Source organism: Comamonas sp. CMM03, from assembly GCF_019218715.1.
In the GTDB taxonomy this organism is placed as follows: Bacteria; Pseudomonadota; Gammaproteobacteria; order Burkholderiales; family Burkholderiaceae_C; genus Comamonas; species Comamonas terrigena.
On sequence record NZ_JAHUXB010000001.1, the window covers coordinates 20,871 to 43,160 of the forward strand.

At 67.0% G+C, this 22,290-nt stretch carries 20 protein-coding genes; 13 read left to right on the forward strand and 7 right to left on the reverse strand.

Annotated elements, in window-relative coordinates:
* The first annotated feature begins 3 nt into the window (after positions 1-3).
* From KW830_RS00110 to KW830_RS00135, 6 genes are all read left to right on the forward strand, one after another.
* Positions 4-990 carry a sterol desaturase family protein gene (locus KW830_RS00110; RefSeq protein WP_218331485.1) on the forward strand — a complete coding sequence of 329 codons (987 nt, stop codon included), beginning with the start codon at positions 4-6 and terminating at the stop codon, positions 988-990.
* Between the two features lie 91 nt (positions 991-1,081).
* Positions 1,082-1,918 (forward strand): EI24 domain-containing protein, encoded by an 837-nt coding sequence (locus tag KW830_RS00115; protein WP_255578006.1) that lies wholly within the window; start codon positions 1,082-1,084, stop codon positions 1,916-1,918.
* Positions 1,919-2,268: 350 nt separating this feature from the next.
* A complete protein-coding gene (gene glnA, locus KW830_RS00120) occupies positions 2,269-3,684 on the forward strand; it encodes a type I glutamate--ammonia ligase (RefSeq protein ID WP_192334992.1) in 1,416 nt (471 codons plus the stop codon).
* Between the two features lie 341 nt (positions 3,685-4,025).
* Positions 4,026-5,096 (forward strand): nitrogen regulation protein NR(II), encoded by a 1,071-nt coding sequence (gene glnL, locus KW830_RS00125; RefSeq protein WP_066533917.1) that lies wholly within the window; start codon positions 4,026-4,028, stop codon positions 5,094-5,096.
* 40 nt (positions 5,097-5,136) lie between these two features.
* On the forward strand, positions 5,137-6,705 hold the full coding sequence (gene ntrC, locus KW830_RS00130) for a nitrogen regulation protein NR(I) (protein WP_218331487.1): 1,569 nt from the start codon (positions 5,137-5,139) through the stop codon (positions 6,703-6,705).
* Between the two features lie 181 nt (positions 6,706-6,886).
* A complete protein-coding gene (locus KW830_RS00135; protein ID WP_218331489.1) occupies positions 6,887-7,804 on the forward strand; it encodes a hypothetical protein in 918 nt (305 codons plus the stop codon).
* 222 nt (positions 7,805-8,026) lie between these two features.
* On the opposite strand, the gene xth is transcribed toward KW830_RS00135, so the two are convergent.
* Positions 8,027-8,803, reverse strand: a complete 777-nt coding sequence (gene xth, locus KW830_RS00140; RefSeq protein WP_066533913.1) for an exodeoxyribonuclease III — start codon at positions 8,801-8,803, stop codon at positions 8,027-8,029.
* 524 nt (positions 8,804-9,327) lie between these two features.
* Here xth and KW830_RS00145 point away from each other — a divergent pair.
* From KW830_RS00145 to KW830_RS00155, 3 genes are all read left to right on the forward strand, one after another.
* Positions 9,328-10,476, forward strand: a complete 1,149-nt coding sequence (locus KW830_RS00145; RefSeq protein ID WP_218331491.1) for an HD-GYP domain-containing protein — start codon at positions 9,328-9,330, stop codon at positions 10,474-10,476.
* Between the two features lie 13 nt (positions 10,477-10,489).
* Positions 10,490-12,253, forward strand: coding sequence for a PAS domain-containing protein (locus KW830_RS00150; protein ID WP_218331492.1), 1,764 nt, complete (start codon positions 10,490-10,492; stop codon positions 12,251-12,253).
* Positions 12,254-12,362: 109 nt separating this feature from the next.
* A complete protein-coding gene (locus tag KW830_RS00155; protein ID WP_218331493.1) occupies positions 12,363-12,716 on the forward strand; it encodes a YqcC family protein in 354 nt (117 codons plus the stop codon).
* 86 nt (positions 12,717-12,802) lie between these two features.
* Here KW830_RS00155 and KW830_RS00160 read toward each other — a convergent pair whose 3' ends face one another.
* The 3 genes from KW830_RS00160 to KW830_RS00170 form a co-directional block, all read right to left on the reverse strand.
* Positions 12,803-13,882 carry a metallophosphoesterase gene (locus KW830_RS00160; protein WP_066533909.1) on the reverse strand — a complete coding sequence of 360 codons (1,080 nt, stop codon included), beginning with the start codon at positions 13,880-13,882 and terminating at the stop codon, positions 12,803-12,805.
* A 183-nt stretch (positions 13,883-14,065) separates the two neighbouring features.
* A complete protein-coding gene (locus tag KW830_RS00165; RefSeq protein ID WP_218332569.1) occupies positions 14,066-14,569 on the reverse strand; it encodes a dihydrofolate reductase in 504 nt (167 codons plus the stop codon).
* A 180-nt stretch (positions 14,570-14,749) separates the two neighbouring features.
* Complete coding sequence (locus tag KW830_RS00170; protein WP_066533908.1) at positions 14,750-15,577, reverse strand: thymidylate synthase; 828 nt, start codon at positions 15,575-15,577, stop codon at positions 14,750-14,752.
* Between the two features lie 244 nt (positions 15,578-15,821).
* Between KW830_RS00170 and KW830_RS00175 the strand changes: the two genes are divergently transcribed.
* A complete protein-coding gene (locus tag KW830_RS00175; protein ID WP_083520302.1) occupies positions 15,822-16,379 on the forward strand; it encodes a hypothetical protein in 558 nt (185 codons plus the stop codon).
* Positions 16,380-16,437: 58 nt separating this feature from the next.
* On the opposite strand, the gene KW830_RS00180 is transcribed toward KW830_RS00175, so the two are convergent.
* The gene (locus tag KW830_RS00180; protein WP_218331494.1) at positions 16,438-17,868 is read right to left on the reverse strand and encodes an FAD-binding oxidoreductase; all 1,431 of its coding nucleotides are present in this window, start codon (positions 17,866-17,868) and stop codon (positions 16,438-16,440) included.
* A 145-nt stretch (positions 17,869-18,013) separates the two neighbouring features.
* On the opposite strand from KW830_RS00180, the gene KW830_RS00185 reads away from it, so the two are divergent.
* Positions 18,014-18,961, forward strand: coding sequence for a LysR family transcriptional regulator (locus KW830_RS00185; protein WP_218331495.1), 948 nt, complete (start codon positions 18,014-18,016; stop codon positions 18,959-18,961).
* 26 nt (positions 18,962-18,987) lie between these two features.
* On the opposite strand, the gene KW830_RS00190 is transcribed toward KW830_RS00185, so the two are convergent.
* Complete coding sequence (locus tag KW830_RS00190) at positions 18,988-19,401, reverse strand: DUF2069 domain-containing protein (RefSeq protein WP_066533905.1); 414 nt, start codon at positions 19,399-19,401, stop codon at positions 18,988-18,990.
* A gap of 21 nt (positions 19,402-19,422) precedes the next feature.
* Here KW830_RS00190 and KW830_RS00195 point away from each other — a divergent pair, with 21 nt between their 5' ends.
* Positions 19,423-20,778: a YhjD/YihY/BrkB family envelope integrity protein gene (locus KW830_RS00195; RefSeq protein WP_218331496.1), complete on the forward strand. Its 1,356-nt coding sequence runs from the start codon at positions 19,423-19,425 to the stop codon at positions 20,776-20,778.
* 118 nt (positions 20,779-20,896) lie between these two features.
* Here the strand turns inward: KW830_RS00195 and KW830_RS00200 are convergent, their stop codons facing one another.
* Positions 20,897-21,277 (reverse strand): DUF962 domain-containing protein, encoded by a 381-nt coding sequence (locus KW830_RS00200; RefSeq protein ID WP_218331497.1) that lies wholly within the window; start codon positions 21,275-21,277, stop codon positions 20,897-20,899.
* 190 nt (positions 21,278-21,467) lie between these two features.
* Between KW830_RS00200 and KW830_RS00205 the strand changes: the two genes are divergently transcribed.
* Positions 21,468-22,274, forward strand: coding sequence for an alpha/beta fold hydrolase (locus KW830_RS00205; RefSeq protein WP_218331498.1), 807 nt, complete (start codon positions 21,468-21,470; stop codon positions 22,272-22,274).
* The last annotated feature ends 16 nt before the right edge of the window (positions 22,275-22,290 follow it).

The window sequence follows — 22,290 nt, forward strand, 5'->3', positions numbered from 1 at the left end:
AACATGGTGTGGGAGACATTGTCCCAATGGTTTGGCCAGGCCCAGCAAGGCCTGTACGAAGGCGTGGTCCAGCCGGTGCTGTATTACGCCGGCATGGCCAGCCTGATGGAAGACGCCTTTGAGGCCACGGGCTGGCTGCTGGTGGGACTGCTGCAACTGCTGGTGCTGGTGCTGGTGATTGCCCCGCTACAGCGCTGGCGTCCGGTGGAGGCGGTGACCGACCGCCGTGCCATCCGCGTGGACATGCTCTACACCCTGGTGCACCGGCTGGGCCTGTTCCGGGTGGCGTTGTTCTTTTCCACCGAGCCGCTGTGGAACGACCTGTTCGGCCAGCTGCATGTCTGGGGCCTGCCCACCTTCCAGCTGGAAGGCCTGTGGCCGGGCGTGACGGACAAGGCCTGGATCAGCTTCATCCTCTACCTGCTGGTGTTCGACCTGCTGGACTACTGGATCCACCGCGGCCAGCACAGCTGGGGCTGGTGGTGGAAGCTGCATGCGCTGCACCATTCGCAGCGGCAGATGACCATGTGGAGCGACAACCGCAACCACCTGCTGGACGATGTGGTGCGCGACAGCATCATCGTGGTGGTGGCCCAGCTGATCGGGGTGCAGCCGGCGCAGTTCGTGCTGCTGGTGGCGCTGACGCAGCTGAGCGAAAGCTTCCAGCACGCCAATCTGCGCGTCTGGTTCGGCACGGTGGGCGAGCGCCTCTGGGTCAGCCCGCGTTTTCACCGCCGCCACCACGCCATCGGCATCGGCCATGAAATGCGGGCCCCGGTGCGCAACCAGAAGGCCCATGGCAACAACTTTGGCGTGCTGCTGCCCTGGTGGGACATGCTGTGGGGCACGGCCAACTTCGAGCTGCGCTGGGACCCCACCGGCGTGCGCGACCAGGTCCAGCCCAATGCCCAGGGCCAACTGCGCGATTATGGCCAGGGCTTCTGGTCCCAGCAGTGGAAGGGCCTGCTGCGGCTGGTGAACCGCGCCTGAGCGGGCAGGGGGCAGGGTGCCCCGGCATGCACCGCGGCAAAGTGGCCGCTGTCCTATGGCATTGTGCGCACAGACCGCTATGCTGCGGGGCATGAACCTGCTGATAGCCTCCTTTGTCCGCGCGCTGGGCAATTGCCTGCACCGCAAGGTGATTGCCTGGTCGCTGTTCCCGCTGCTGTTGATGGCGCTGCTGGCCGCGCTGCTGTCCTGGCTGTTCTGGCAGCCGGCGCTGCACTGGACGGTGCAGACGCTGGAAGGCGTGGGCTGGCTGGGCGCGGTGTGGCACTGGATGCAGGAGCGCGGCCTGAGCTGGGGTGTCGAGGTGCTGGGTTCCGTGCTGCTGGTGCTGGCGGCCACGGGGCTGCTGGTGGTGTTGGTGCTGATGCTGGTGTCCCTGTTCATGACGCCCAAGCTGGTGGAATGGGTGGCCGAGCGGCGCTTTCCCTTGCTGGAGCGCAAGCAGGGCGGTCACTGGTGGCAGGCACTGGCCTGGGCCCTGGGCTCCACGCTGATTGCCCTGGTGGTGCTGGTGCTGTCCATCCCGCTGTGGTTCATTCCGCCGCTGGTGTTGGTGGTGCCGCCGCTGGTGTGGGGCTGGCTCACCTACCGCGTGATGGCCTTCGATGCCCTGGCCGAACATGCCAGCCAGGCCGAGCGCCAGGCGGTGCTCACACGCTTTCGCATGCCGCTGCTGGGCATGGGCGTGGTCTGCGGGGTGATGGGGGCTGCGCCCAGCGTGGTCTGGGCCTCGGGCGTGGTGTTCGTGGCGCTGTTCTGGCTGCTGGTGCCGCTGGCCATCTGGATCTACGCACTGGTGTTCGCGCTGTCGTCGCTGTGGTTTGCCCATTTCTGCCTGGCCGCACTGGAACAGCTGCGGCGCGAGGCCGTCACCCAGGGGGCGGCACCGGACGCAGTGCGCTTGCCCTGAGCCAGGCTGGGCGGCAGCGCACCAGGATGGCGGCGCAATGGCGTGCGAAACCGGTGCAAGCCTTCGCTACAGCCCTGGGCGCGGCTACACTGACGGCCTGCGATGCGGAGCATGTGGTTGAACAGCGGCACTATTTAGGTGCTTAAATGCACCAAAACAGTGCAATCGGAAGTTCGACAGGCGTACTCTGCTTTTTTGCACCAACTCGGTGATTATCGAGGGGTGCATGGCAGTGGTTTTCGGTGCGCGGCGCCACTGCACCCAGGGAAGGCAGTCCAACTGCGGCCCTGGCACGCATTCTGCTTTGCATCCCCCGTACTTTTTTCAAGCGCTTTTCCAGGAGATACCTGATGGCTAAGACCGTTGCAGACGTGATGAGCATTGTGAAGGAGAACGACGTCAAGTTCGTCGATCTGCGCTTCACCGATACCCGCGGTAAGGAACAGCACGTGACCGTGCCCCTGTCGCACTTTGACGAAGACAAGTTCACGTCGGGCCACGCTTTCGACGGTTCGTCGGTCGCCGGCTGGAAGGGTATCGAAGCCTCGGACATGCTGCTGATGCCCGATCCCAGCACCGCCAACATCGATCCCTTCTTTGAAGAAACCACGCTGATCCTGCAGTGTGACGTGATCGAACCCGGTGACGGCAAGGCCTACGACCGCGATCCCCGCTCCGTGGCCAAGCGCGCTGAAGCCTACCTGAAGGCTTCCGGTCTGGGCGACACCGCCTACTTCGGTCCCGAACCCGAATTCTTCATCTTCGACGGCGTGCGTTGGGGTACCGAACCCCACAACCCCTTCTTCGAAATCGAAGAATACGAAGCCCCCTGGAACAGCGGCACCAAGTTCGAAACCGGCAACCGTGGTCACCGTCCCCGCGTCAAGGGCGGCTACTTCCCCGTGCCTCCCGTCGACAGCACGCAAGACATGCGCGCCGAAATGTCCCTGATCCTGGAATCCCTGGGCATTCCGGTCGAAGTGTTCCACCACGAAGTGGCGGGCGCTGGCCAGAACGAACTGGGTACCCGCTTCTCCACCCTGGTGGAACGCGCTGACTGGACCCAGCTGCAGAAGTACGTGATCTGGAACGTGGCCAACACCTACGGCAAGACCGCGACCTTCATGCCCAAGCCCTACGCTGGCGACAACGGCTCCGGCATGCACGTGCACCAGTCCGTGTGGAAGGACGGCAAGAACCTGTTCGCCGGTGACGGCTATGCCGGTCTGTCCGACTTCGCCCTGTACTACATCGGCGGCATCATCAAGCACGCCCGTGCCCTGAACGCCATTACCAACCCCGGTACGAACTCGTACAAGCGTCTGGTGCCCGGCTTTGAAGCGCCTGTGAAGCTGGCTTACTCGGCCAAGAACCGTTCCGCTTCCATCCGTATTCCTTACGTGAGCAACCCCAAGGGCCGCCGCGTGGAAGCCCGCTTCCCCGATCCACTGATGAACCCCTACCTGGGCTTCGCAGCGCTGCTGATGGCCGGTCTGGACGGCGTGGAAAACAAGATCCACCCCGGCGAAGCCGCCACCAAGGATCTGTACCACCTGCCTCCGGAAGAAGACAAGCTGGTGCCCACCGTCTGCCACAGCCTGGACCAGGCTCTGGAAGCCCTGGACGCCGACCGCGCCTTCCTGACCAAGGGTGGTGTGTTCTCCGACAGCATGATCGACGCCTACATCGAGCTGAAGATGGGCGAAGTGACCCGCTTCCGTCAGGCCGTGCACCCTGTCGAATACGACATGTACTACTCCCTGTAAGCCCTGTGGGGGCCTGCCGCTCGCGGCACGAGCCCTCCAGGCACTCTAAAAAAGGCGGCCTCCGGGCCGCCTTTTTTGTCTGCATCCCGATCGGTTGGGGGGCTTCTTGCCGGGAGGGGGGAGAGGGCAGTGGCGTGCTGCCGGGTTGCATCCCCGTCACCTCCGCTGGGCCTGTCAGGCCGTCGCCTGTGTCGGCGTCCATCCCCGGCGAAGCGGGCCACCGGCCCATCGGCCGTGATTCATGCCCATAATGGGATGCAGGGCCTCTGCAGCGCGCATCGCCTGCTCTTGTTTTTACCTGAACGCACCCCGGCCAGGCACTGAGCTTGCTTGGTATTTGCATGACCGATACGCATCTGACCGCCCAGCGCTTTGCCGTGCTGGACCTGTTGTCCACACTGACCGTGGTGCTCAACCGCCATGGCGAGGTGATCTTTGCGAACGCGGCGCTGGAAAACACCCTGGGCATGTCGCGCCGCATGCTCGACGGCAGCCGCTTCTCCACCTTCATTGCCCAGCCTGCGCTGCTCGACAACGCCCTGGCGGGTGGCAAGGGGCTGGACTACGCCGCCATGCGCTTTGACACCACGCTGGTTCCGCCGGTGCAGGAGCCGCTGATGGTGCACGCCACCATCGCGCCGCTGGAAGAGCGCGGCGAGGTGCTGGTGGAGTTGTGGGTACTGGACCAGCAGGTGCGCCAGGACCGCGAGGAACGGCTGGTCGAACAGGCGGCCGCCAACAAGGAGCTGGTGCGCAACCTGGCGCATGAAATCAAGAACCCGCTGGGCGGCATCCGTGGCGCGGCCCAGTTGCTGGAGATGGACCTCGACAGCCGCGAGCTCAAGGAATACACCCAGGTCATCATCCACGAGGCGGACCGCCTGCAAAGCCTGGTGGACCGTCTGCTGGCCCCGCACCGCCACCCCCACCAGGTGGGCGACGTCAACATCCACGAAGTCTGCGAACGCGTGCGCTCGCTGGTGCTGGTGGAACACCCTCTGGGGCTGACCGTGCGGCGCGACTACGATATTTCCATCCCGGAGTTCCGAGGCGACCGTGCCCAGCTGATCCAGGCGGTGCTGAACATCGTGCAGAACGCGGCCCAGGTGCTGGCCGACCGGATTGCCGTGGGCGATGCCGAGATCACCTTGCGCACCCGCGTGGCTCGCCAGGTCACGATGGGCCGCCAGCGCCACAAGCTGGCATTGGAATTGCATGTGATAGACAACGGACCAGGCGTGCCTGAGCACATCAAGGAGCGGATTTTCTATCCGCTGGTGACAGGCCGGGATGGGGGATCCGGATTGGGACTGCCGCTGGCGCAGACCTTTGTGCAACGCCACCAGGGGCTGATCGAATGCGAAAGCAGCCCGGGGCGCACCGATTTCCGTATCCTGATTCCTCTGCCTTGAGGTCTGGTGTTTCACATAGAAAGAAAAGGGTTACGCGAACATGAAGCCGATCTGGATAGTAGATGACGACCCCTCGATCCGCTTCGTCCTGGAAAAGGCATTGGCCCGTGAAAACCTGGCCACGCGCAGCTTCACCAACCCGCGTGAAGTGCTGGAGGCGCTGAGCGCCTTGCCCGCCGGGGACCCGGCACGCCAGGGCCCGCAGGTGCTGGTCAGCGACATCCGCATGCCAGGCGGCAGCGGCCTGCAACTGCTGGAGCAGGTGCGCGAGAAAGACCCGGAGCTGCCTGTCATCATCATGACGGCGTACTCCGACCTGGACAGCGCCGTTTCCGCCTTCCAGAGCGGCGCCTTCGAATACCTGCCCAAGCCGTTCGACCTGCCCAAGGCCGTGGCCCTGATCCGCCGTGCGGTTGAGGAAAGCAGCCGCGAACAGGTGGCCGAAGAGCGCCAGTCCGCCATGCCCGAAATGCTGGGCCAGGCTCCGGCCATGCAGGACGTGTTCCGCGCCATCGGCCGCCTGAGCCAAAGCCTGGTGACGGTGCTGATCACCGGCGAATCTGGCTCCGGCAAGGAACTGGTGGCCCGCGCGCTGCACAAGCATTCGCCCGTGGCCAATGGACCGTTCGTGGCCATCAACACCGCCGCCATCCCCAAGGACCTGCTGGAATCCGAGCTGTTCGGCCATGAGCGCGGCGCCTTCACCGGCGCGCAGACCCAGCGCCGCGGCCGCTTCGAGCAGGCCGAAGGCGGCACGCTGTTCCTGGACGAAATCGGCGACATGCCGTTCGAGCTGCAGACCCGCTTGCTGCGCGTGCTGTCGGACGGGCATTTCTACCGTGTGGGCGGCCACTCGGCCGTCAAGACCAGCGTGCGCGTGATCGCCGCCACCCACCAGGATCTGGAACTGCGCGTCAAGGACGGCGTGTTCCGCGAAGACTTGTTCCACCGCCTGAACGTGATCCGGCTGCGCCTGCCGTCGCTGCGCGAACGCGGCGAAGACGTGCCCATGCTGGCGCGCCACTTCCTGCAGAAAAGCGCCAAGCAGCTGGGCGTGGAGCCCAAGCGCATTGCGCCGGAGGCGCTGCAGCGGCTGACGCAGTTCAGCTTCCCCGGCAACGTGCGCCAGCTGGAAAACATCTGCCACTGGCTGACGGTGATGGCCCCGGCCCAGGTGATCTCCGTACAGGACCTGCCGCCGGAAGTGCTGCACACCCCGGCCAGCGCGCCGGCGGTCGAGGCCGTGGCGGCGGAACACCGTCCGGCGCCCGTGGTCAGCGCTGCGGGGGATTACACGCTGGAGCTGCCGGCGGCACGCGGTGTGGAATCCTATCTGCCCGCATCGCAAGCTGCCGGTGCCGGTGCGGTGGAGGCGGCTGTGGCGGCCCTGTGGGACGACGGCCTGTCGGCCGAAGCCACGCGCCTGCTGGCGGCCGGTCATACCGAGGTCTGGGATGCTCTCAGCCGCCGCTTCGAGTCGCGCCTGATCCGCGCGGCCCTGGGCGTGACCCACGGCCGCCGCATGGAGGCTGCACAGCGCTTGGGTATCGGCCGCAACACCATCACCCGCAAGATCCAGGAACTGGGTCTGGAAGACGCCGGTGAATAAACGCCAAGGGCCACACCCACGGACGGCCGGCCTGCGCTGGCTGCTCCTTGGGGCCCGCCCTGTGCGTGCAGCGCAACACTGTCCTACAAGGGTTGCGAGCGCAGACTGACCCCGGGGAGAGGGACAGTTTTTGACAATATCGACTCCATCGGCACTTATTTGGTTTCGGAGTCATTTCCCCATGGGCAAAGCCCTTCCTCTACCGCACAAATTCCAGCCGGACAGCCTGGGTGCACGCGCACCGCAGAGCTTTCGCTCCGGAATCGTGGCGCCTGACGGCCACCGACTGCTGGGAGGCCATGTGGAGCAACCGGCTGCCAATGGGCGCTACCACCCGCTGCGCGACGGTGCGGCCGCCGTGCAGGAAGATGCCTTCTGGCACGACACCTACATCCATGCGCCGTATTACGTGACGGGCCGCGGCTACGACCAGTACCGCCCGGCCTACGCCATGGGCTGGCAGGCCGCCTTCGATTTCAAGGCCTCCGAATTCACCCAGATCGAACAGGAGCTGGAACGCCGTTGGGAAGCGCACGACACCAGCAGCCTGCTCGAGTGGGTGCAGGTGCGCGATGCGGTGTACGGGGCCTGGCTGCGTGCCCGCCAGCGCCAGGGACGCAACATGGCTGTGCGGGCCAACGACCGCCAGGACGGCGCATTGCTGCGCCCCCTCTACCGCCTGCAGCTGCATACCGCCCATGATCTGACCTTGCTGCTGGGCAGAGCCGACCCTCCGCCGACCGCGTTTGTGCGCCAGGTCGTGGACCGCCATCTGGCCATGCTGCAGGAGTTTTCCGGCGAACTGGCGCCCGCTGCACGCAGCGTCCGGGATTGGGCCGATCCCTTGCTGCGCATCGGCACCAGCCTGCATTACGGCGGAACCTGGCTGCGCTCCTGGGTGCAGGAGGTGAACACCGAGCGCGTGCTGCAGCTGTGTGCCGAACGCGAACAGCAGATGCTGGCCCTGTACCCCGTCTTGCTGGCCACGGTGGCGCTGTCGCCGGAGCCCTCCAGCCTGCTGCAGCGCCAGCAGCACCGCCTGCAGCTGCACCACGCCAAGCTGCAGTGGGTGCGCCAGCACTGGATGGAACGCGGCTGAACCACCGCGCCAGCGGGCGGCAGGAGCGCCCCGCGCGAGGGGCGCGGGTGTCTGCGCCCCATCTATCCCCCTGCGTCTTTGCGCGGCTGCATGCAACGCAGACAACAACGCCCCGGCGGGCTGTGCCCGCAAGGGTGTGGCGCCTTGTGGAGGCGTTGTGGTGGTGTCCTGGCCGGTGGTGCGCCCCGCTGGCTGGGGCGCAGGGGGGCAACTGGACTGGGCTTAGCGCAGTTCCAGCACCACGGGCGTGTGGTCGCTGGGCTGCGGGTTCTTGCGTGGTGCGCGGTCGATGTGGCAGGCCGCGGTGCGCTGGCGCACGGCTTCGCTGACCAGAATGTGGTCGATGCGCAGGCCGCGGTTTTTCTGGAAGCCCAGCATGCGGTAGTCCCACCAGGAGTAGCTCTTCTCCGGCTGCTCGAACATGCGGAAGGCATCGGTCAGGCCCAGGTTCAGCAGGGCCTGGAAATGCGTGCGCTCTTCCACGGTGTGGTGGATGGTGTCCTTCAGTCCCACGGGGTCGAAGGAGTCGCGGTCTTCCGGCGCCACGTTGAAGTCACCCACCAGCACGAACTGCGGGTGCTGGGACATTTCGGCCTGCACCCAGTCGTGCAGGGCCTGCAGCCACTGCATCTTGTAGGCGAACTTGTCCGTGCCCGGTGCCTGGCCGTTGACGAAGTAGCCGTTGACCAGCCGCACCGGGCCCTCGGGTGTGTCCAGCGTCGCGGCAATGGTGCGGGCCTGGGCATCGTCCAGACCGGGAATGTTGCGCACCACATCGCGCAGCGGATGGCGGCTCAGGATGGCAACGCCGTTGTAGGTCTTCTGGCCATGGGCCACGGCGTGGTAGCCGGCGGCCTGCAAGGCGTCGAAGGGGAATTTGTCGTCGGTGAGCTTGAGCTCTTGCAGGCCCAGTGCATCGACCGGGTTGTCCTGCAGCCAGGCCAGCACCTGCGGCAGGCGCACGGACAGGGAGTTGACGTTCCAGGTGGCTATTTTCATGGGGGGCTCAATCGGGAAGAGGAGGGCGGGCAGGGCACGCTGTGCGTACCGGGGCCCGTGCCGTAGAGAGATGGTGGAGGAGGAGGCCGCGCCGCTTGGCTGCAGCCCACCCCGTTGCCAGTCATTGTAGGGAGGCGGTGCCGGCCTTTGGGCAAAGCCCGCAGCCACCTGCCGGGTGGTGGGGCTGTGGGCAGTGACGGCCACCGCAGTGCGTCCACGGCGCACTACCGCTTTCGGCGAAAAGGGCCTTGCCTGCGTTGCGGCAGGGCGTCGGGGGACCGTGGCAGCAACAGGTCGGTCAAGGCACTTCCTGGGCCGGGATACAGGTCGGCAGCACCCGCCGGATGGGCCTTTGCAGCACCCAAAATCGCAGCAACTATCAATTTCGCTAGCGCAATAGCCAGTATTGATGCGTGTTGCGGCGCAATATTGATAAGTATCAAACTGTTAATAAATGTGTCTGCACGTTGCTGATGGATCGCATAAAAAACGGCCTTCTCATCTTTGACGGGCTGATCTTTGACATGCGACGCATCCTCCAAAGCGATTTGGTACTAAACGAGCCACTGCCGTGGCCGTTGTACGACGAGGATGGCAATCTGCTGTTTCGGGAAGGCTATGTGCTCAGCATTCCGCGCCACATCAACGCCTTGCTGGCGCGGGGCGCCTATGCCCCGGAGCCACCGCCCGATCCGTCGCAACAGCCCACGCTGGCCCTGCCCGAATGCGCGGTGGCCGTGCCCACCAGCGACCCGGTGTTCATCCGGGCCGACCGGCTGGCCATGACCCTCAAGCGCCTGCACGCCCACCTGCAGGCGGCCACGCTCAAGACCGAGCTGCGCCCGGTCATCCTGGGCCTGGCCCACGGCATTCTGGATGCCTGCGACGAAGATGCCGATGCGCTGCTGGCCGCCCTGCACCTGGACCGCCAGCACCCGTATCTGGTGATCCAGCAGCTGCTGGGCGCCACGCTGGTGGAAATGGCCGCACGCGAGCTGGGCCTGGCAGAGTCCGACCGCCTGTCGCTGGCCTGCGCCGCCCTGACGCGGGACCTGTCGCTGCTGCCGGTGCAGGCCCAGCTGGACCAGCAGGCCGGTGCGCTGACGCCACAGCAGGCGGCCCTGGTGCGCAGCCACCCCGACCGCTCGGCCGCGCTGCTGGTGGAGATGGGTGTGACCGACGCGCTGTGGCTCGAGCTGGTGCGCCAGCACCACGAGCGCTTTGACGGCTCGGGCTATCCGCGCGGGCTCAGCGGCGACGCCATCCTGCCCGGTGCGCGCCTGCTGGCGATTGCCGACTCCTATGCCGCCATGGTCACGCCCCGGCCCAACCGCGCCGGGCAGTTTCCGCGCGATGCGCTCAAGGCCCTGTTCCTGGACCGGGTGCGCCTGTACGACGACCCGCTGGTGCAGCTGTCGATCAAGACCCTGACCATGCACCCGCCGGGCACCCTGGTGCGGCTGGCGAACGGCGAATTCGCCGTGGTGCGCTCGCGCCAGAAGCTCAACGAATCCATCGATCTGTGGAGCCTGTACGACAGCAGCGGCATGCCCATCCTGCGGCCGCAGTACCGCGACTCGACCGACCCGGCCCACGACATCACCGGCTCGCTGCGCGTCGAAGACTGCCGCTCGGCCGCCCTGGTGCTCAAGCGCCTGTGGATGCAATCCTGAGAAAGCCTCCTCCATGAAGCAGAACCTGCCCGTGACGACACGGTATACCGAGATTCCTCCCGGCGTCACCCTGGTCTCCAAGACCGACCTGAAAGGCGTCATCACCTACGCCAACGAAGCCTTCGTGGAGATCAGCGGCTACACGCTGGACGAGCTGCTGGGCCGCAGCCACAACATCGTGCGCCATCCGGACATGCCGCCCGCCGCCTTCGAAGACATGTGGCGCACGCTGCAAAGCGGCAAGCCCTGGCGCGGCATCGTCAAGAACCGCTGCAAGGACGGCGGCTACTACTGGGTGGACGCCTGCGTCGTGCCCATCACGCGGCATGACCAGGTGATCGGCTATATGTCGGTGCGCAAGCATGCGACGGCGGCGGCCATCGATGCCGCCAAAGGTCTGTACCGCACCATGGCGGCTGGCACCTTCCAGCCGCGTGCCCGCCTGCCGGCCTGGCTGGGTATACGCAGCGGCATGCGCGCCGGCAGCCTGTTCGTGGCGTTCCTGATGCTGGCTGGCGGTGCCTTGGGCATTGGCGGCCTGACACTGGCCGACGACGCCCTGACCCAGCTCTACCAGGCCCAGCTGCAGCCGGTGGCGGCCATCGGCAAGATCGAGGCCCGCCTGAGCGACAGCCGCGCCACCATGCTGGAAATCCGGCTGGCGCGGCGGGAAGGTGCCCAGGGCGGCGCCCCGCAGGCCCTGGACGGCCAGATCACCAAGCTGCGCGCCAACCGCGATGAAATCCACGCCCTGCTGGGCCAGCTGACCCGCATGGACGCCCAGGTGGCCCAGCAAAAAGAGCTGCTGGCCACCGCGCTGACCCGCTACACCGACGACGGTCTGCGCCTGGTGGAACGGGCGGCGGCGCACGACGACCCGGCCCGGGTGGACCAGCTGGTGGCCCAGACGGTGCTGCCGCTGGAGCAGGCCGCCACGGCCGCTGCCGGGGGGCTGCGCAACGCGCTGACGGTGGCCGCACGCACCGCGTACGACGACACGCTGGACCGCAACGCCCGCATCCGCCACTTCGCCATCGCCGGCATCGTCTTCGGGCTGCTGGTGGTGGCGCTGGTGGGGCATATGTTCATCCGCGGCATCGTCAACCCGCTCAACGCCTCCATCCGCCGCTTGAACCGCATTGCCCAGGGCGATCTGCAGGGCGAGATCGATCTGTCCGGCACCGGTGAAAGCGGCCAGCTCAACCATGCTGCTGCCGTGATGCAGCTGCACCTGAAGGTGATGATCGACGAGATCGCGCTGGCGGCGCGGCGCATCCACCGCCACTGCGCCACGCTGAACATCGCGCTGTACGAGGTGACGGAGCACTCCGAGGAGCAGCACGACCGGGTCTATTCCGCCATCCGTTCGCTGGACGCCGCCGTGGCCGAAACCAGCGACCTGAGCGAGCGCGCCGAGCGCCTGATGCACCTGGCGGCCAGCGTGCAGGGGGATGCTGGGCTGGCGCTGGCGGCCGACACCCGCGAACTGGCCACCGCCACCCGCCTGACGGCCTTTGGCGCCGACGAGGTGGCCGGCGCCATGCGCCAGGTGGCCGAGCTGATCGTGGAAAACCGGGGCGAAGCCCAGCGCGCCTGGCAGGCCTCGGAAGAGCTCAAGCGCACGGCGGTGGAACTGAACCAGCTGGTGGACTATTTCGAACCCGCCAAGACCGCCGTGGCGGGGGGCGGCGGCATCGGGCCCGGTGCGGCGGCAGCCAGCCCTGCCGCCCAGGTACAGGCCCAGGCGGCGTCGCCCGAGCCTGCCACTAAGGCGTAGTCCGTGCCGCCCCTGCCCGGGCGGCCGGATATCGGGCAGGGGAGATGGCCACCGACCGTCTGCATGCCCACCCGCCATCAGGGCATGCCAAAGCCGCGACAATGTCACCATGAATGCAAGCTCTTCCCTGACCCCGCAACACCAGTCCTTGCGCACCCAGCTGCAGCAGCTCGAAGCCGAGATGCGCAGCGCCGGTCTGTGGGGTGCCCTGCCGCCCAGCGAGCAGGCCATGGCCTCGACCATGCCCTTCATGTACGACACCCTGCAGATCGAAGAATGGCTGCAATGGGTGTTTGTGCCGCGCCTGCACGCGCTGATCGACGGCGGCCACGCGCTGCCCGGCGAGTGCAGCGTGCAGCCCCTGGCCGAACATGAATGGACCCAGCGCACCGTGCCCCAGCACCAGGCGGCGCTGCGGCAGCTGGCCTTGATCGATGCGCTGCTGAGCGGCAAGCCGGCGTAAAAAAGCCGCCTGTTGCGGCACGGCGTGGTCGCGGTCTGCGCTCCGCTGCACGCTGCGGCACAGCCTTGCTTTGACCGTGCCCAGGCTCAGAGGGCCTGTGCCGTGTCCTGGAAGGCCAGCGTGGGCAGCACGGTACCGTCGTCGAACACCAGATCGCGCTCGGGCCAGCGCAGCGCCGCCAGCTTGAAGCGCGACTGCAGCGGCTCGCCTGCACGGCGGGAGACCCAGCGCCCGCCCACCGAATAGTCCACACAGAACACATTGCGCCGGGCGCCATGCCAGGCCGTGGGCGCGGTGTGGCCGAACAGCTCTTCTTCCTGCTTGCCGTGCACCGGGTTTTCCGGCGGGTGCAGGCGGCGCCAGTAGTGGCCCACAATCACGGGCACGTCTTCGGTGTACTGGTTCCACCAGGCCACGCGTTCCACAAAGCGCCATTTGCCGCCGGCAAAGAACGGCGTGCCGGCCGCACGCTCCACGCCGGTACACAGCACCTTCAGGGGGTTGACCATGCCCTTGTTCAACTCGTTTTCCGAGTGTGCGGGCAGGAAGGGCGGCACATGCTCGCGGTCTTCCAGGCTGTGGGGCCAGTCACGGCGCTCCTGCTGCATGCGGGCCGCTATCGAGCTCTCGCGGGCGATGCGGGCCGCCTCCAGCTCCCAGCGGTCGTATTCGTGGCGCACCTGGCCGGCCGGCATGGCACGCGCCGCATCCACCTGGGGCTGTACCCAGGCGGCATGGATGATGCGCAGGTCCTCGCGCTCCAGGCCCAGCGGCAGCGTGGACAGGAAATCCACAATGCGCTCGCGCTGGCCATCGGAGGGGCGGTTGAAGGGTGCGTACTTGACCTGGTCGGTCTGGTAGCGCACGTCAAAGTACCAGCCCGAACCGTCTTTCGGGTCTTCGCGCAGCAGATTGATTTCGTGGTTGCCCAGTGCGGCACAGGCGTTGCCGCGTTCCACCAGGGTCTGCACCCATTCCAGCACGGCCGGGCTGTCGGGGCCGCGGTCGCAGAAATCGCCCACAAATACCAGCTTGCGGCCTTGGGGGTGGTCACCCCAGCGATCGTAGCCCAGGTGGCGCAGCAGGTCGCGCAGGGCGCTCAGCTCCCCATGGATGTCGCCCACGACATCCAGTGGGCCGGATGGGAGAGTGTGGATCAGGCTCATGGAACGGGCTGGTGGCGATGGAAATTCTGGTTATGTTGCTATGCAGCATAACATTGTGCCGTCATCCGATTGACACCGCGATCCTGCAGGTGACACCGGGTTTTCACGTAGGAAACCACGGCGACAACTGCCGGTTTTCGTGCCACTGCCCGGGCGTGGGCTGCTGTGCGCGGCTGCGCCGGCTCAGCCCTGGCGGGTGTAGGTCACAAAGCTGTAGGCCAGGCCTTTGGCGCTGACATGGTCGCTGCGCGCGGCCTCGGTCCATTGGGCATCCAGCACCGGGGCGTGGGCGTCGCCGTCGAAGTCCTGGTGGATGATGGTCACTTCCACGCGCTGGGCCAGGGGCAGGGCCTGGGCGTAGATCTGTGCGCCGCCCATCACCCACACGCTGTCGCCGTGGCGGGCAGCGGCCTGCAGCGCGGCGTCCAGGCTGTCGGCGCGCAGCGTGCTGTCGTTGGCCGGCTCCGGCTGCCAGTCCGCCTGGCGGGTGACGACGATGTTGGTGCGCCCGGGCAGCGGGCGAAAGCGCGGGGGCAGGGAGTCCCAGGTCTTGCGGCCCATGATGACCGGGTGACCCTGGGTCAGTGCCTTGAAATGCGCCAGATCCTCCGGCAGGTGCCAGGGCATGGCGTTGTCCTTGCCAATGACGCCATTGGCGGCGCGGGCGTAGATCAGGTTCACGGTCAAGGACATGGGGTGGCTTTCTGCGGGTTCGGGCGGCGGCGGGTGCACGCAGCCGGCATTGTCGGTGATGGTGCGGCGCGGCGGCCTGTGGCGGGGTTGGCACGCGCCGCGGGGGAATGAAAAAGCCTGCCGCAACGGGCAGGCTGGAGGCTGGCAAGGTGTCCGGCAGCCAGGCTGCCGTGCTTACACCGCCACCGGTGCCTTGATGGCCGGGTGGTGTTCGTAGCCCACCACCTCGAAATCCTCGTAGGCGTAGTCGAAGATGGAGTCCGGCTTGCGCTTGATGTGCAGGGTCGGATAGGCCAGGGGCTGGCGTGCCAGCTGGGTTTCGACCTGCTCGAAATGGTTGTTGTAGATGTGGCAGTCGCCGCCGGTCCAGATGAAGTCGCCCACCTCCAGATTGCATTGCTGGGCCAGCATATGGGTCAGCAGCGCATAGCTGGCGATGTTGAACGGCACGCCCAGAAAGATGTCGGCGCTGCGTTGATAGAGCTGGCAGCTGAGCTTGCCGTTGGCCACGTAGAACTGGAAGAAGGCATGGCAGGGCATCAGCGCCATCTGGTCCAGATCGGCCACGTTCCAGGCGCTGACGATGATGCGGCGGCTGTCCGGGTTGTGCTGGAGCTGCTTGACCACTTCGGCGATCTGGTCGATGTGCGTGCCATCGGCCTTGGGCCAGCTGCGCCACTGCACGCCATACACCGGGCCCAGGCTGCCGTCTTCGCGCGCCCATTCGTCCCAGATGGTGCAGCCGCGTTCCTGCAGCCATTTCACGTTGCTGTCGCCGCGCAGAAACCACAGCAGCTCGTTGATGATGGATTTCAGGTGCACCTTCTTGGTGGTGACCAGGGGAAAGCCTTCGCTCAGGTCAAAACGCATCTGGTGGCCGAACACGCTGCGCGTGCCGGTGCCAGTGCGGTCCCCCTTGCTGACGCCATGTTCATACACATGGCGCATGAAGTCTTCGTACTGGGAACGCACGGGGCGGGACAAGGAGGTGGTAGGGCTCATGGCGGAAGGAATCGTCTACAAATGTGAACCCCCGCGGGCGGGAGCAGGGCGTCAGTGTGCCATTGATGCAGAGCCGCCACGTCCAGCCCGGACAAGCCAGTCGTTGCATCTGCTTGCAACTTGCTGCGCATGCGGCAAGAGCTTGTATTCAGAATGGGGATGGTACAAACACAGAGCGCACGGGTAGCTATGGTTTTTGAGAGAGGCCGCAGCCCGGAATGCGCAGCACCACAGGAGGACGCTTATGACATGCTCCCGTTGTCACCGCACCCGCCCCCAGGCGGCACTGGCTGCCGTGCTGCTGGGCTTGGCGCTGGCGGGCTGTGAGCCCACCCAACCCAAACCCGTGGCGCAGGACGCGGCTCCTGCGCTGCCCACGGCGGCGCAGCGGGGCGCGGCCGTGGCCCCGCCGGCCACGCTGGCCGGCCTGCGCCCGCTGGTGGGCAGCTACCCGGGCGAGCGTGCCGACTACCTGCGCCAGGGCGCGCTGGCCGAACGCCTGCAACGCCTGCTGGGGGACGACTACGCGGTGCTGCTCACCAATCTGGGCACCTCCGGCCCGCTGGTGCAGGAGGGCGACCTGCTCTACATCACCGGCAACAAGCCGCATGAAGGCGGCGACGAGCAGGCGGCCGTGGTGGTCGATCCTGCCCAGAACGCGCTGCGCGTGTGGCTGGTGCATGCCGGCCAGGAGCGCGACTGGCGCGACCCCGCCAGCATCACGCTGAACTGGCCGCGCGATGTGCGCACCATGCGCAGCAACCGCCAGGAACTGCGCCGCAACCAGGCTTCCAGCGTGTAGCGAAGCCGGGCGCTGGAACGCAGCCCGGTGGCTGCGCTGGCGCGGGAAGGTCAGTCGCTCAGTCGCGCGCCAGCACCACGCCGGGGTTCATGATGCCCTGCGGGTCCAGCGCGTGCTTGATGGCACGCATCATGCCCAGGGCCACGGGTGACTGGTACTTCTCCAGCTTGTCGGCCTTCAGGGCGCCCACGCCGTGCTCGGCCGAGAAGGAACCGCCGAACTCGGCCACCGCCTCGTAGACCAGGTGGTTGACCAGGGCTTCCTTGTCGCGCAGAAACGCCTTGCCGTCCTGGCCCTCGGGCACCTGCACGTTGTAGTGCAGATTGCCGTCGCCCAGGTGGCCGAAGTTCACCAGGCGCACGCCGGGAATTTCGCGCTGCAGCACCGCATCGGCATGTTCCACGAACGCGGGAATGCGCGAGGCAGCGATCGAGATGTCGTGCTTGATGTTCAGCCCTTCCTCGGCCTGGGCCAGCGGAATGCTTTCGCGCACATGCCACAGCTCGTGCGCCTGGGCCAGGCTCTCGGCCACCACGGCATCCAGCACGCAGCCGTCTTCGAATGCCAGCTCCAGCAGGTGCTCGAAGCGCTCGCGGGCGTGCTGTTCGGATTCGCTGTCGGCGTTTTCCAGCAGCACGCAGTAGGGGGCGGTGTCGCCCATGTCGGCAAACGGCACGCGCAGTTGCGGCATGTGCTTGACCACCAGGGACAGGGCAAACTGGCCCATCACCTCGAAGCCCGTCAGGCCTGCGCCCAGGTGCTGGTGCGACAGGCCCAGCAGGCGCACGGCGGCTTCCATGCTGGGCACGGCCGCAAAAGCGGTCAGCTGTGCGGCAGGCAGGGGAAACAGCTTCATGGTGGCCGCGGTGATGATGCCCAGCGTGCCTTCGCTGCCAATGAACAGATTGCGCAGGTCGTAGCCGGTGTTGTCCTTGCGCAGGCCCTTGAGGCCATCCCAGACCTCGCCCTGGGGCGTGACCACTTCCAGGCCCAGGCACAGGTCGCGGGTATTGCCATAGCGCACCACCTGCGTGCCGCCGGCGTTGGTGCCCAGGTTGCCGCCAATGGTGCAGCTGCCTTCGGCTGCCAGCGACAGCGGGAACAGCAGGCCGGCCTTGTCCGCCACATCCTGCAAGTTCTGCAGAATACAGCCGGCTTCGACGGTGAAGCTCAGATTGTCGCGGTCCATGTGGCGCACCGCGTTCATGCGGGTGAGGCTCAGCACCACCTGCTGGCCGGTCTGGTCGGGCGTGGCGCCCACCGACAGGCCGGTGTTGCCGCCCTGGGGCACGATCTGCACGCCCGCGGCAGCGCAGGCCTTGACCACGGCCGCCACTTCCGCCGTGCTGCCGGGGCGCACCACGGCCAGGGCCTTGCCGCGCACGCGCTTGCGCCAGTCCTGTTCATAGGCGGTCAGATCGCCGTCGGTCAGAACGTGGGCGGCACCAAGGGTCTGGCGCAGGGTGTGGAGCAAATCAATGGAAGTCATGGCTGGCAAAGCCGCGGCAGTCGCGGCACAAAGGGAAAACAGGGGCATCCTAAGCCCGGCACCGGGGTGTGGGAGTGGGAAAACCGCGAAGCCGCAAGCGTAGAACATGGCAGACTTCACCACAATCGAAATAAATTGCTTGGTTATGCCTGTTTTTCCGAACAATCTCAGCCTGCGCCAGCTGCGCGCCTTTGACGAAGTGGCACGCCAGGGCGCTTTCGCCCCGGCGGCGCGGGAGCTGTGCATCACCCAGTCGGCGCTGTCCGAATCCATCCGCCAGCTGGAAGAGGCCGTGGGCATGCGCCTGTTCGACCGCACCACGCGCACCGTGGGCCTGACCAGCGCCGGTCAGGCGTTCTGGCAGGACGTGCGCCAGGCCTTCGACACCCTGGAGCAGGGCATACAGAACCTGGGCGACCTGGCTGCCCACCGGCGCGGCAAGGTGCGCATAGCCGCAGCGCCGTCGGTGCTGGCGGTGTTGCTGTTGCCTGTGCTGCCTGCCTTGCATGCCCAGTACCCGGGCATCGAAGTGGACCTGGTGGAAGACAGCGCCGAAGGCATTGCCCAGCGCGTGCAGGCCGGCTGGGTGGACTTCGGTGTGGGCGCCGCCCACCCGGCCGGGGGCGAGCTGGTGACTCAGCCGCTGGTCAGCGATCAGATGGGGCTGGTGGCGCGCAAAGACGAGCCGTTGCTGCGGGCCCCGCGCCTGGTGGCGGCCGATATCGCCGCGCGGCCGTTTGTGGGGCTGACCACGGACACGGCCATCAGCCAGCTGCTGGCGGCAGCGCCGGGCATGCCGGCGAATGTGCTGCAGACGCCGCTGCGCATGTCCAACCCACCGCTGCTGTTCGAAGCCGTGCGCCTGGGCCTGGGGGTGACCATCGTGCCTGCGCTGACGGCACGCCACCCGGGCATGGGGGATCTGGGGTTTCGCCTGCTGGATGCACCCTACATCCTGCGCCGCACGCTGCTGATCCAGCGCCCGCGCCGGGCGCTGTCACCAGCCGCCCAACTGCTGTGCGAGGCCCTGGTGCAGCAGGTGCAGACGCTGGCAAGCCACGCCGGCATGGTGCTGGAGCCGGCGCCGTTGTAGGCGAGCCCGTCGGCAGTGGACGGGCTTTACGCCGATGCCGGTGCAGCGGCAGCAGCCGCCGCCGCCTTGGCCGCGCGCTGGCGCCAGCGCACATGGGCGGCGCAGGCCACAAACAGCAGCAGGCACAGGGCGATTTCCACCAGGGCCAGCCAGTTGCCGGGGGACTTGTCGCTCCAGGCGCGTACCACGCCTTCGGTGAAGTACAGCCACACCACCAGGCTCACCCAGCGGTAGGTGTACATGCGGCGCTTTAGCAGGCCGATCAGGGGGATGCACAGCGGCAGCGCCTTGAGCACCAGCCAGGAGCCGCCGGGCCGCAGCGGCGCCAGCCAGAGCTCCCAGGCCACGCTCAGCACGATCAGGCCCAGCAGGCTGCCAACGGCAAGCCAGCGGGTGGCGGCGACCGCGCCGCCGGGTTCTTGTGGGGAGACAGTTTGCATGGGGCTGGCATCATACGGGCCATGCCCTTGACCCTTCACCGTGCTCGCATGCGTTGGCGCCATCTGCTGCAGACGCTCCAGACCTTTCCGTGGCGCAACACGCTGGCCACCTTGCAGCGCCGTTTCCACCATGACCACCTGGGCCTGACGGCCAGCAGCCTCACGTTCACCACGCTGCTGGCGCTGGTGCCGTTCTTCACGGTGCTGCTGTCGGTGTTCACCGCCTTCCCCAGTTTTGCCAAGCTGCAGGGCATGCTGCAGCGCTGGCTGATCGAGAACCTGATCCCCGAAGAGATTGCCGCCCAGGTGATGAATTACCTGATGCAGTTCGCCTCCAAGGCCAGCCAGCTGGGGATTGTGGGTCTGGCCTTTCTGGCGGTGACGGTGATCAGCCTGATCCTGACCATGGACCGCACGCTCAACGATATCTGGCGCGTGCAGCGCCTGCGCCCGCTGGGCCAGCGTCTGCTGGTGTACTGGGCGGTGCTGACGCTGGGGCCGCTGCTGATGGGCGTGAGCATTGCCACCACCTCCTATGTGCTGTCGGCGTCCAAAGGCCTGGTGGCCGAGCTGCCGGCGGCCGTGCAGTGGGCCTTCAACTCCGTCGAATTCATGCTGCTGTCGGCCGCCATGGCCGCGCTCTACCACTTTGTGCCCAACACCCCGGTCCAATGGCGCCACGCCTGGGCCGGCGGGCTGTTTGTGGCACTGGGCATGGCGCTGGCCAAGAAGGTGCTGGGCCTTTACCTGGCCAGCGTGCCCACCTACTCGGTCATCTACGGCACCTTCGCCACGCTGCCGATTCTGCTGATCTGGATCTATGTGTGCTGGGTGATCTTTCTGCTGGGGGCGGTGATTGCCGCCTACCTGCCCAGCCTGCTGACCGGCATGGCGCGCAAGGCCGACGACCAGGGCTGGGATTTCGAGCTGGCGCTGGAAGTCATGGCGGCGCTGGAGCCGCTGCGCGGACAGATGCAGCGCGGCATGCCCGGTCTGGCCCTGGCCAAGCGCTTGCGTGTGGACCGGTTGCAGCTGGAGCCGGCGCTGGAGGCGCTGACCGCCCTGCGCTGGGTGGGGGCCATGCCCGATAACGGCACGGCCTACCTGGAAGAGAGCGATCCCCGCTATGTTCTGCTGGCCGACCCCGACACCACCTTGCTGGCGCCGCTGCTGTCGCAGTTGCTGCTGGTGCGCAGCGACAGCACGGCCGTACTGTGGCAGCGCGCGGGCTGGGAGGAGATGACGCTGCGCCAGGCGTTGCCGCAGATCCCCAGCAACCTGCCGGGCGATGAAGTGGGCACGCCCGCGCCCGGCCCTGGCAGCGCAGCGGTGGCCACCACATCCAGCGCGTCGACCACACCGTCCACGGCCCCCTGAAGCGGCCTCCGAGGCGATTCACCCCGCTGAAGAGGGGTGGGGCGCACAGCCTCCCTGGAATCCGAGGCTGGTACGCCTGCCGCACAGGCTGACGCAACCTACGCGGTCGCTGCAGCGCTCAGAACGGCACCTTGCCCCGCCACATATCGGCATACATGCGCCAGTCGCCCAGGAAGCTGTAGAGCGGGCGCTTGAAGCTGGCGGGTCGGTTGTGCTCAAAGCCGAAGTGGCCGATCCACGCACAGGCATAGCCCAGCACCAGGCCCAGCAACACGAACCAGGGCTGGCGCCACCACAGCGCCGCCGCCAGGCAGAGCAGGCCCAGGCTGGAGCCCAGGAAATGCAGGCGCCGGCAGCGGCTGTCGCTGTGCTCGGACAGGTAGAACGGATAGAAGTCGGCAAAGCGGTGCAGGCTGCGCGGGTCCACTGCCGGGGCAGGGCTGCCCGTGTCGGTCGCAGGGACGACGCCGGGCGGTGGTGTGGCAGGGGTGTCGGCCATGGTGGGGCTCCTGGTTGTGCCAGCAAGCGGCTATGCTGGTTCGTGGACGGGACATGCGCCCCGGCGCTCCGGGGTTTCTTATACGGCGGACCGACCGGCGGCACCAGCGGGACATTGCCCAGGTGCACCACAGGCCCCGACATTCGGTCGCCGCAGCGTGGGTGCGGTGGCTTTTTTCTGTGCAGATGTGATGACCGCAAACACCCAATCCTTTCGCATTGCCACGCCCCGTGGCGGGCTGCAGGTGCAGCGCTGGCAGCCGGTTGCCGTGGCATCCGACCTGGGCGCTGTCGCTGCTGCGCCCATCGTGCTGTTGCACGACTCGCTGGGCTCCGTGGCGCTGTGGCGCGACTTTCCGGCGCAGCTGGCCAACGCCACGCAGCGCGTGATACTGGCCTATGACCGGCTGGGCTTCGGCCTGTCGGATGCAGCTCCGGGCCCGCTGGAGGCTGACTTCGTGGCCCGGGAAGCGCAGGGCGACTTTGCCGCGCTGCGGCAAGCCCTGGCACTGGAGGGCTTTGTGGTGCTGGGCCACAGCGTGGGCGGCGGCATGGCGGCCCATGTGGCCGCAGCCTGGCCGAAGCAGTGCGTGGCGCTGGTGACGGAATCGGCCCAGACCTTTGTCGAGGACCGCACGCTGGAAGGCATCCGCGTGGCGCGCGACCAGTTTGCCCAGCCCGGTCAGCTCGATCGCCTGTCCAAATACCATGGCGACAAGGCCGCCTGGGTGCTGTCGGCCTGGGTGGACACCTGGCTGTCGCCGGCCTTTGCCGGCTACAGCCTGCAGGGGGCTCTGGAGCAGGTGCGCTGTCCGGTGCTGGCCATCCATGGCGAACAGGACGAATACGGCTCGCTGGTGCATCCACGCAACCTGGCCCGCTGGGTGCCGGGGCCGGTGGAGCAGGAGATCGTGGCCGGAGGCGGTCATGTGCCGCACCGCGAACAACCCGAACGCATCGTGGCGCGCATTGCGCAGTTCCTGCAGCCGCTGGCCTAAGGCTGCAGGGCGCTCG

Excerpts from the sequence above, each read along its gene's own strand:
- KW830_RS00155 (WP_218331493.1), top strand. The coding sequence starts at position 12,363 with ATGAATGCAAGCTCTTCCCTGACCCCGCAACACCAGTCCTTGCGCACC.
- KW830_RS00135 (WP_218331489.1), top strand. The coding sequence starts at position 6,887 with ATGGGCAAAGCCCTTCCTCTACCGCACAAATTCCAGCCGGACAGCCTG.
- KW830_RS00205 (WP_218331498.1), top strand. The coding sequence starts at position 21,468 with ATGACCGCAAACACCCAATCCTTTCGCATTGCCACGCCCCGTGGCGGG.
- KW830_RS00110 (WP_218331485.1), top strand. The coding sequence starts at position 4 with ATGGTGTGGGAGACATTGTCCCAATGGTTTGGCCAGGCCCAGCAAGGC.
- KW830_RS00195 (WP_218331496.1), top strand. The coding sequence starts at position 19,423 with ATGCCCTTGACCCTTCACCGTGCTCGCATGCGTTGGCGCCATCTGCTG.
- KW830_RS00170 (WP_066533908.1), bottom strand. The coding sequence starts at position 15,577 with ATGAGCCCTACCACCTCCTTGTCCCGCCCCGTGCGTTCCCAGTACGAA.
- xth (WP_066533913.1), bottom strand. The coding sequence starts at position 8,803 with ATGAAAATAGCCACCTGGAACGTCAACTCCCTGTCCGTGCGCCTGCCG.
- glnA (WP_192334992.1), top strand. The coding sequence starts at position 2,269 with ATGGCTAAGACCGTTGCAGACGTGATGAGCATTGTGAAGGAGAACGAC.
- glnL (WP_066533917.1), top strand. The coding sequence starts at position 4,026 with ATGACCGATACGCATCTGACCGCCCAGCGCTTTGCCGTGCTGGACCTG.
- KW830_RS00200 (WP_218331497.1), bottom strand. The coding sequence starts at position 21,277 with ATGGCCGACACCCCTGCCACACCACCGCCCGGCGTCGTCCCTGCGACC.
- KW830_RS00160 (WP_066533909.1), bottom strand. The coding sequence starts at position 13,882 with ATGAGCCTGATCCACACTCTCCCATCCGGCCCACTGGATGTCGTGGGC.
- ntrC (WP_218331487.1), top strand. The coding sequence starts at position 5,137 with ATGAAGCCGATCTGGATAGTAGATGACGACCCCTCGATCCGCTTCGTC.
- KW830_RS00190 (WP_066533905.1), bottom strand. The coding sequence starts at position 19,401 with ATGCAAACTGTCTCCCCACAAGAACCCGGCGGCGCGGTCGCCGCCACC.
- KW830_RS00145 (WP_218331491.1), top strand. The coding sequence starts at position 9,328 with ATGCGACGCATCCTCCAAAGCGATTTGGTACTAAACGAGCCACTGCCG.
- KW830_RS00180 (WP_218331494.1), bottom strand. The coding sequence starts at position 17,868 with ATGACTTCCATTGATTTGCTCCACACCCTGCGCCAGACCCTTGGTGCC.
- KW830_RS00175 (WP_083520302.1), top strand. The coding sequence starts at position 15,822 with ATGACATGCTCCCGTTGTCACCGCACCCGCCCCCAGGCGGCACTGGCT.
- KW830_RS00150 (WP_218331492.1), top strand. The coding sequence starts at position 10,490 with ATGAAGCAGAACCTGCCCGTGACGACACGGTATACCGAGATTCCTCCC.
- KW830_RS00185 (WP_218331495.1), top strand. The coding sequence starts at position 18,014 with ATGCCTGTTTTTCCGAACAATCTCAGCCTGCGCCAGCTGCGCGCCTTT.
- KW830_RS00115 (WP_255578006.1), top strand. The coding sequence starts at position 1,082 with ATGAACCTGCTGATAGCCTCCTTTGTCCGCGCGCTGGGCAATTGCCTG.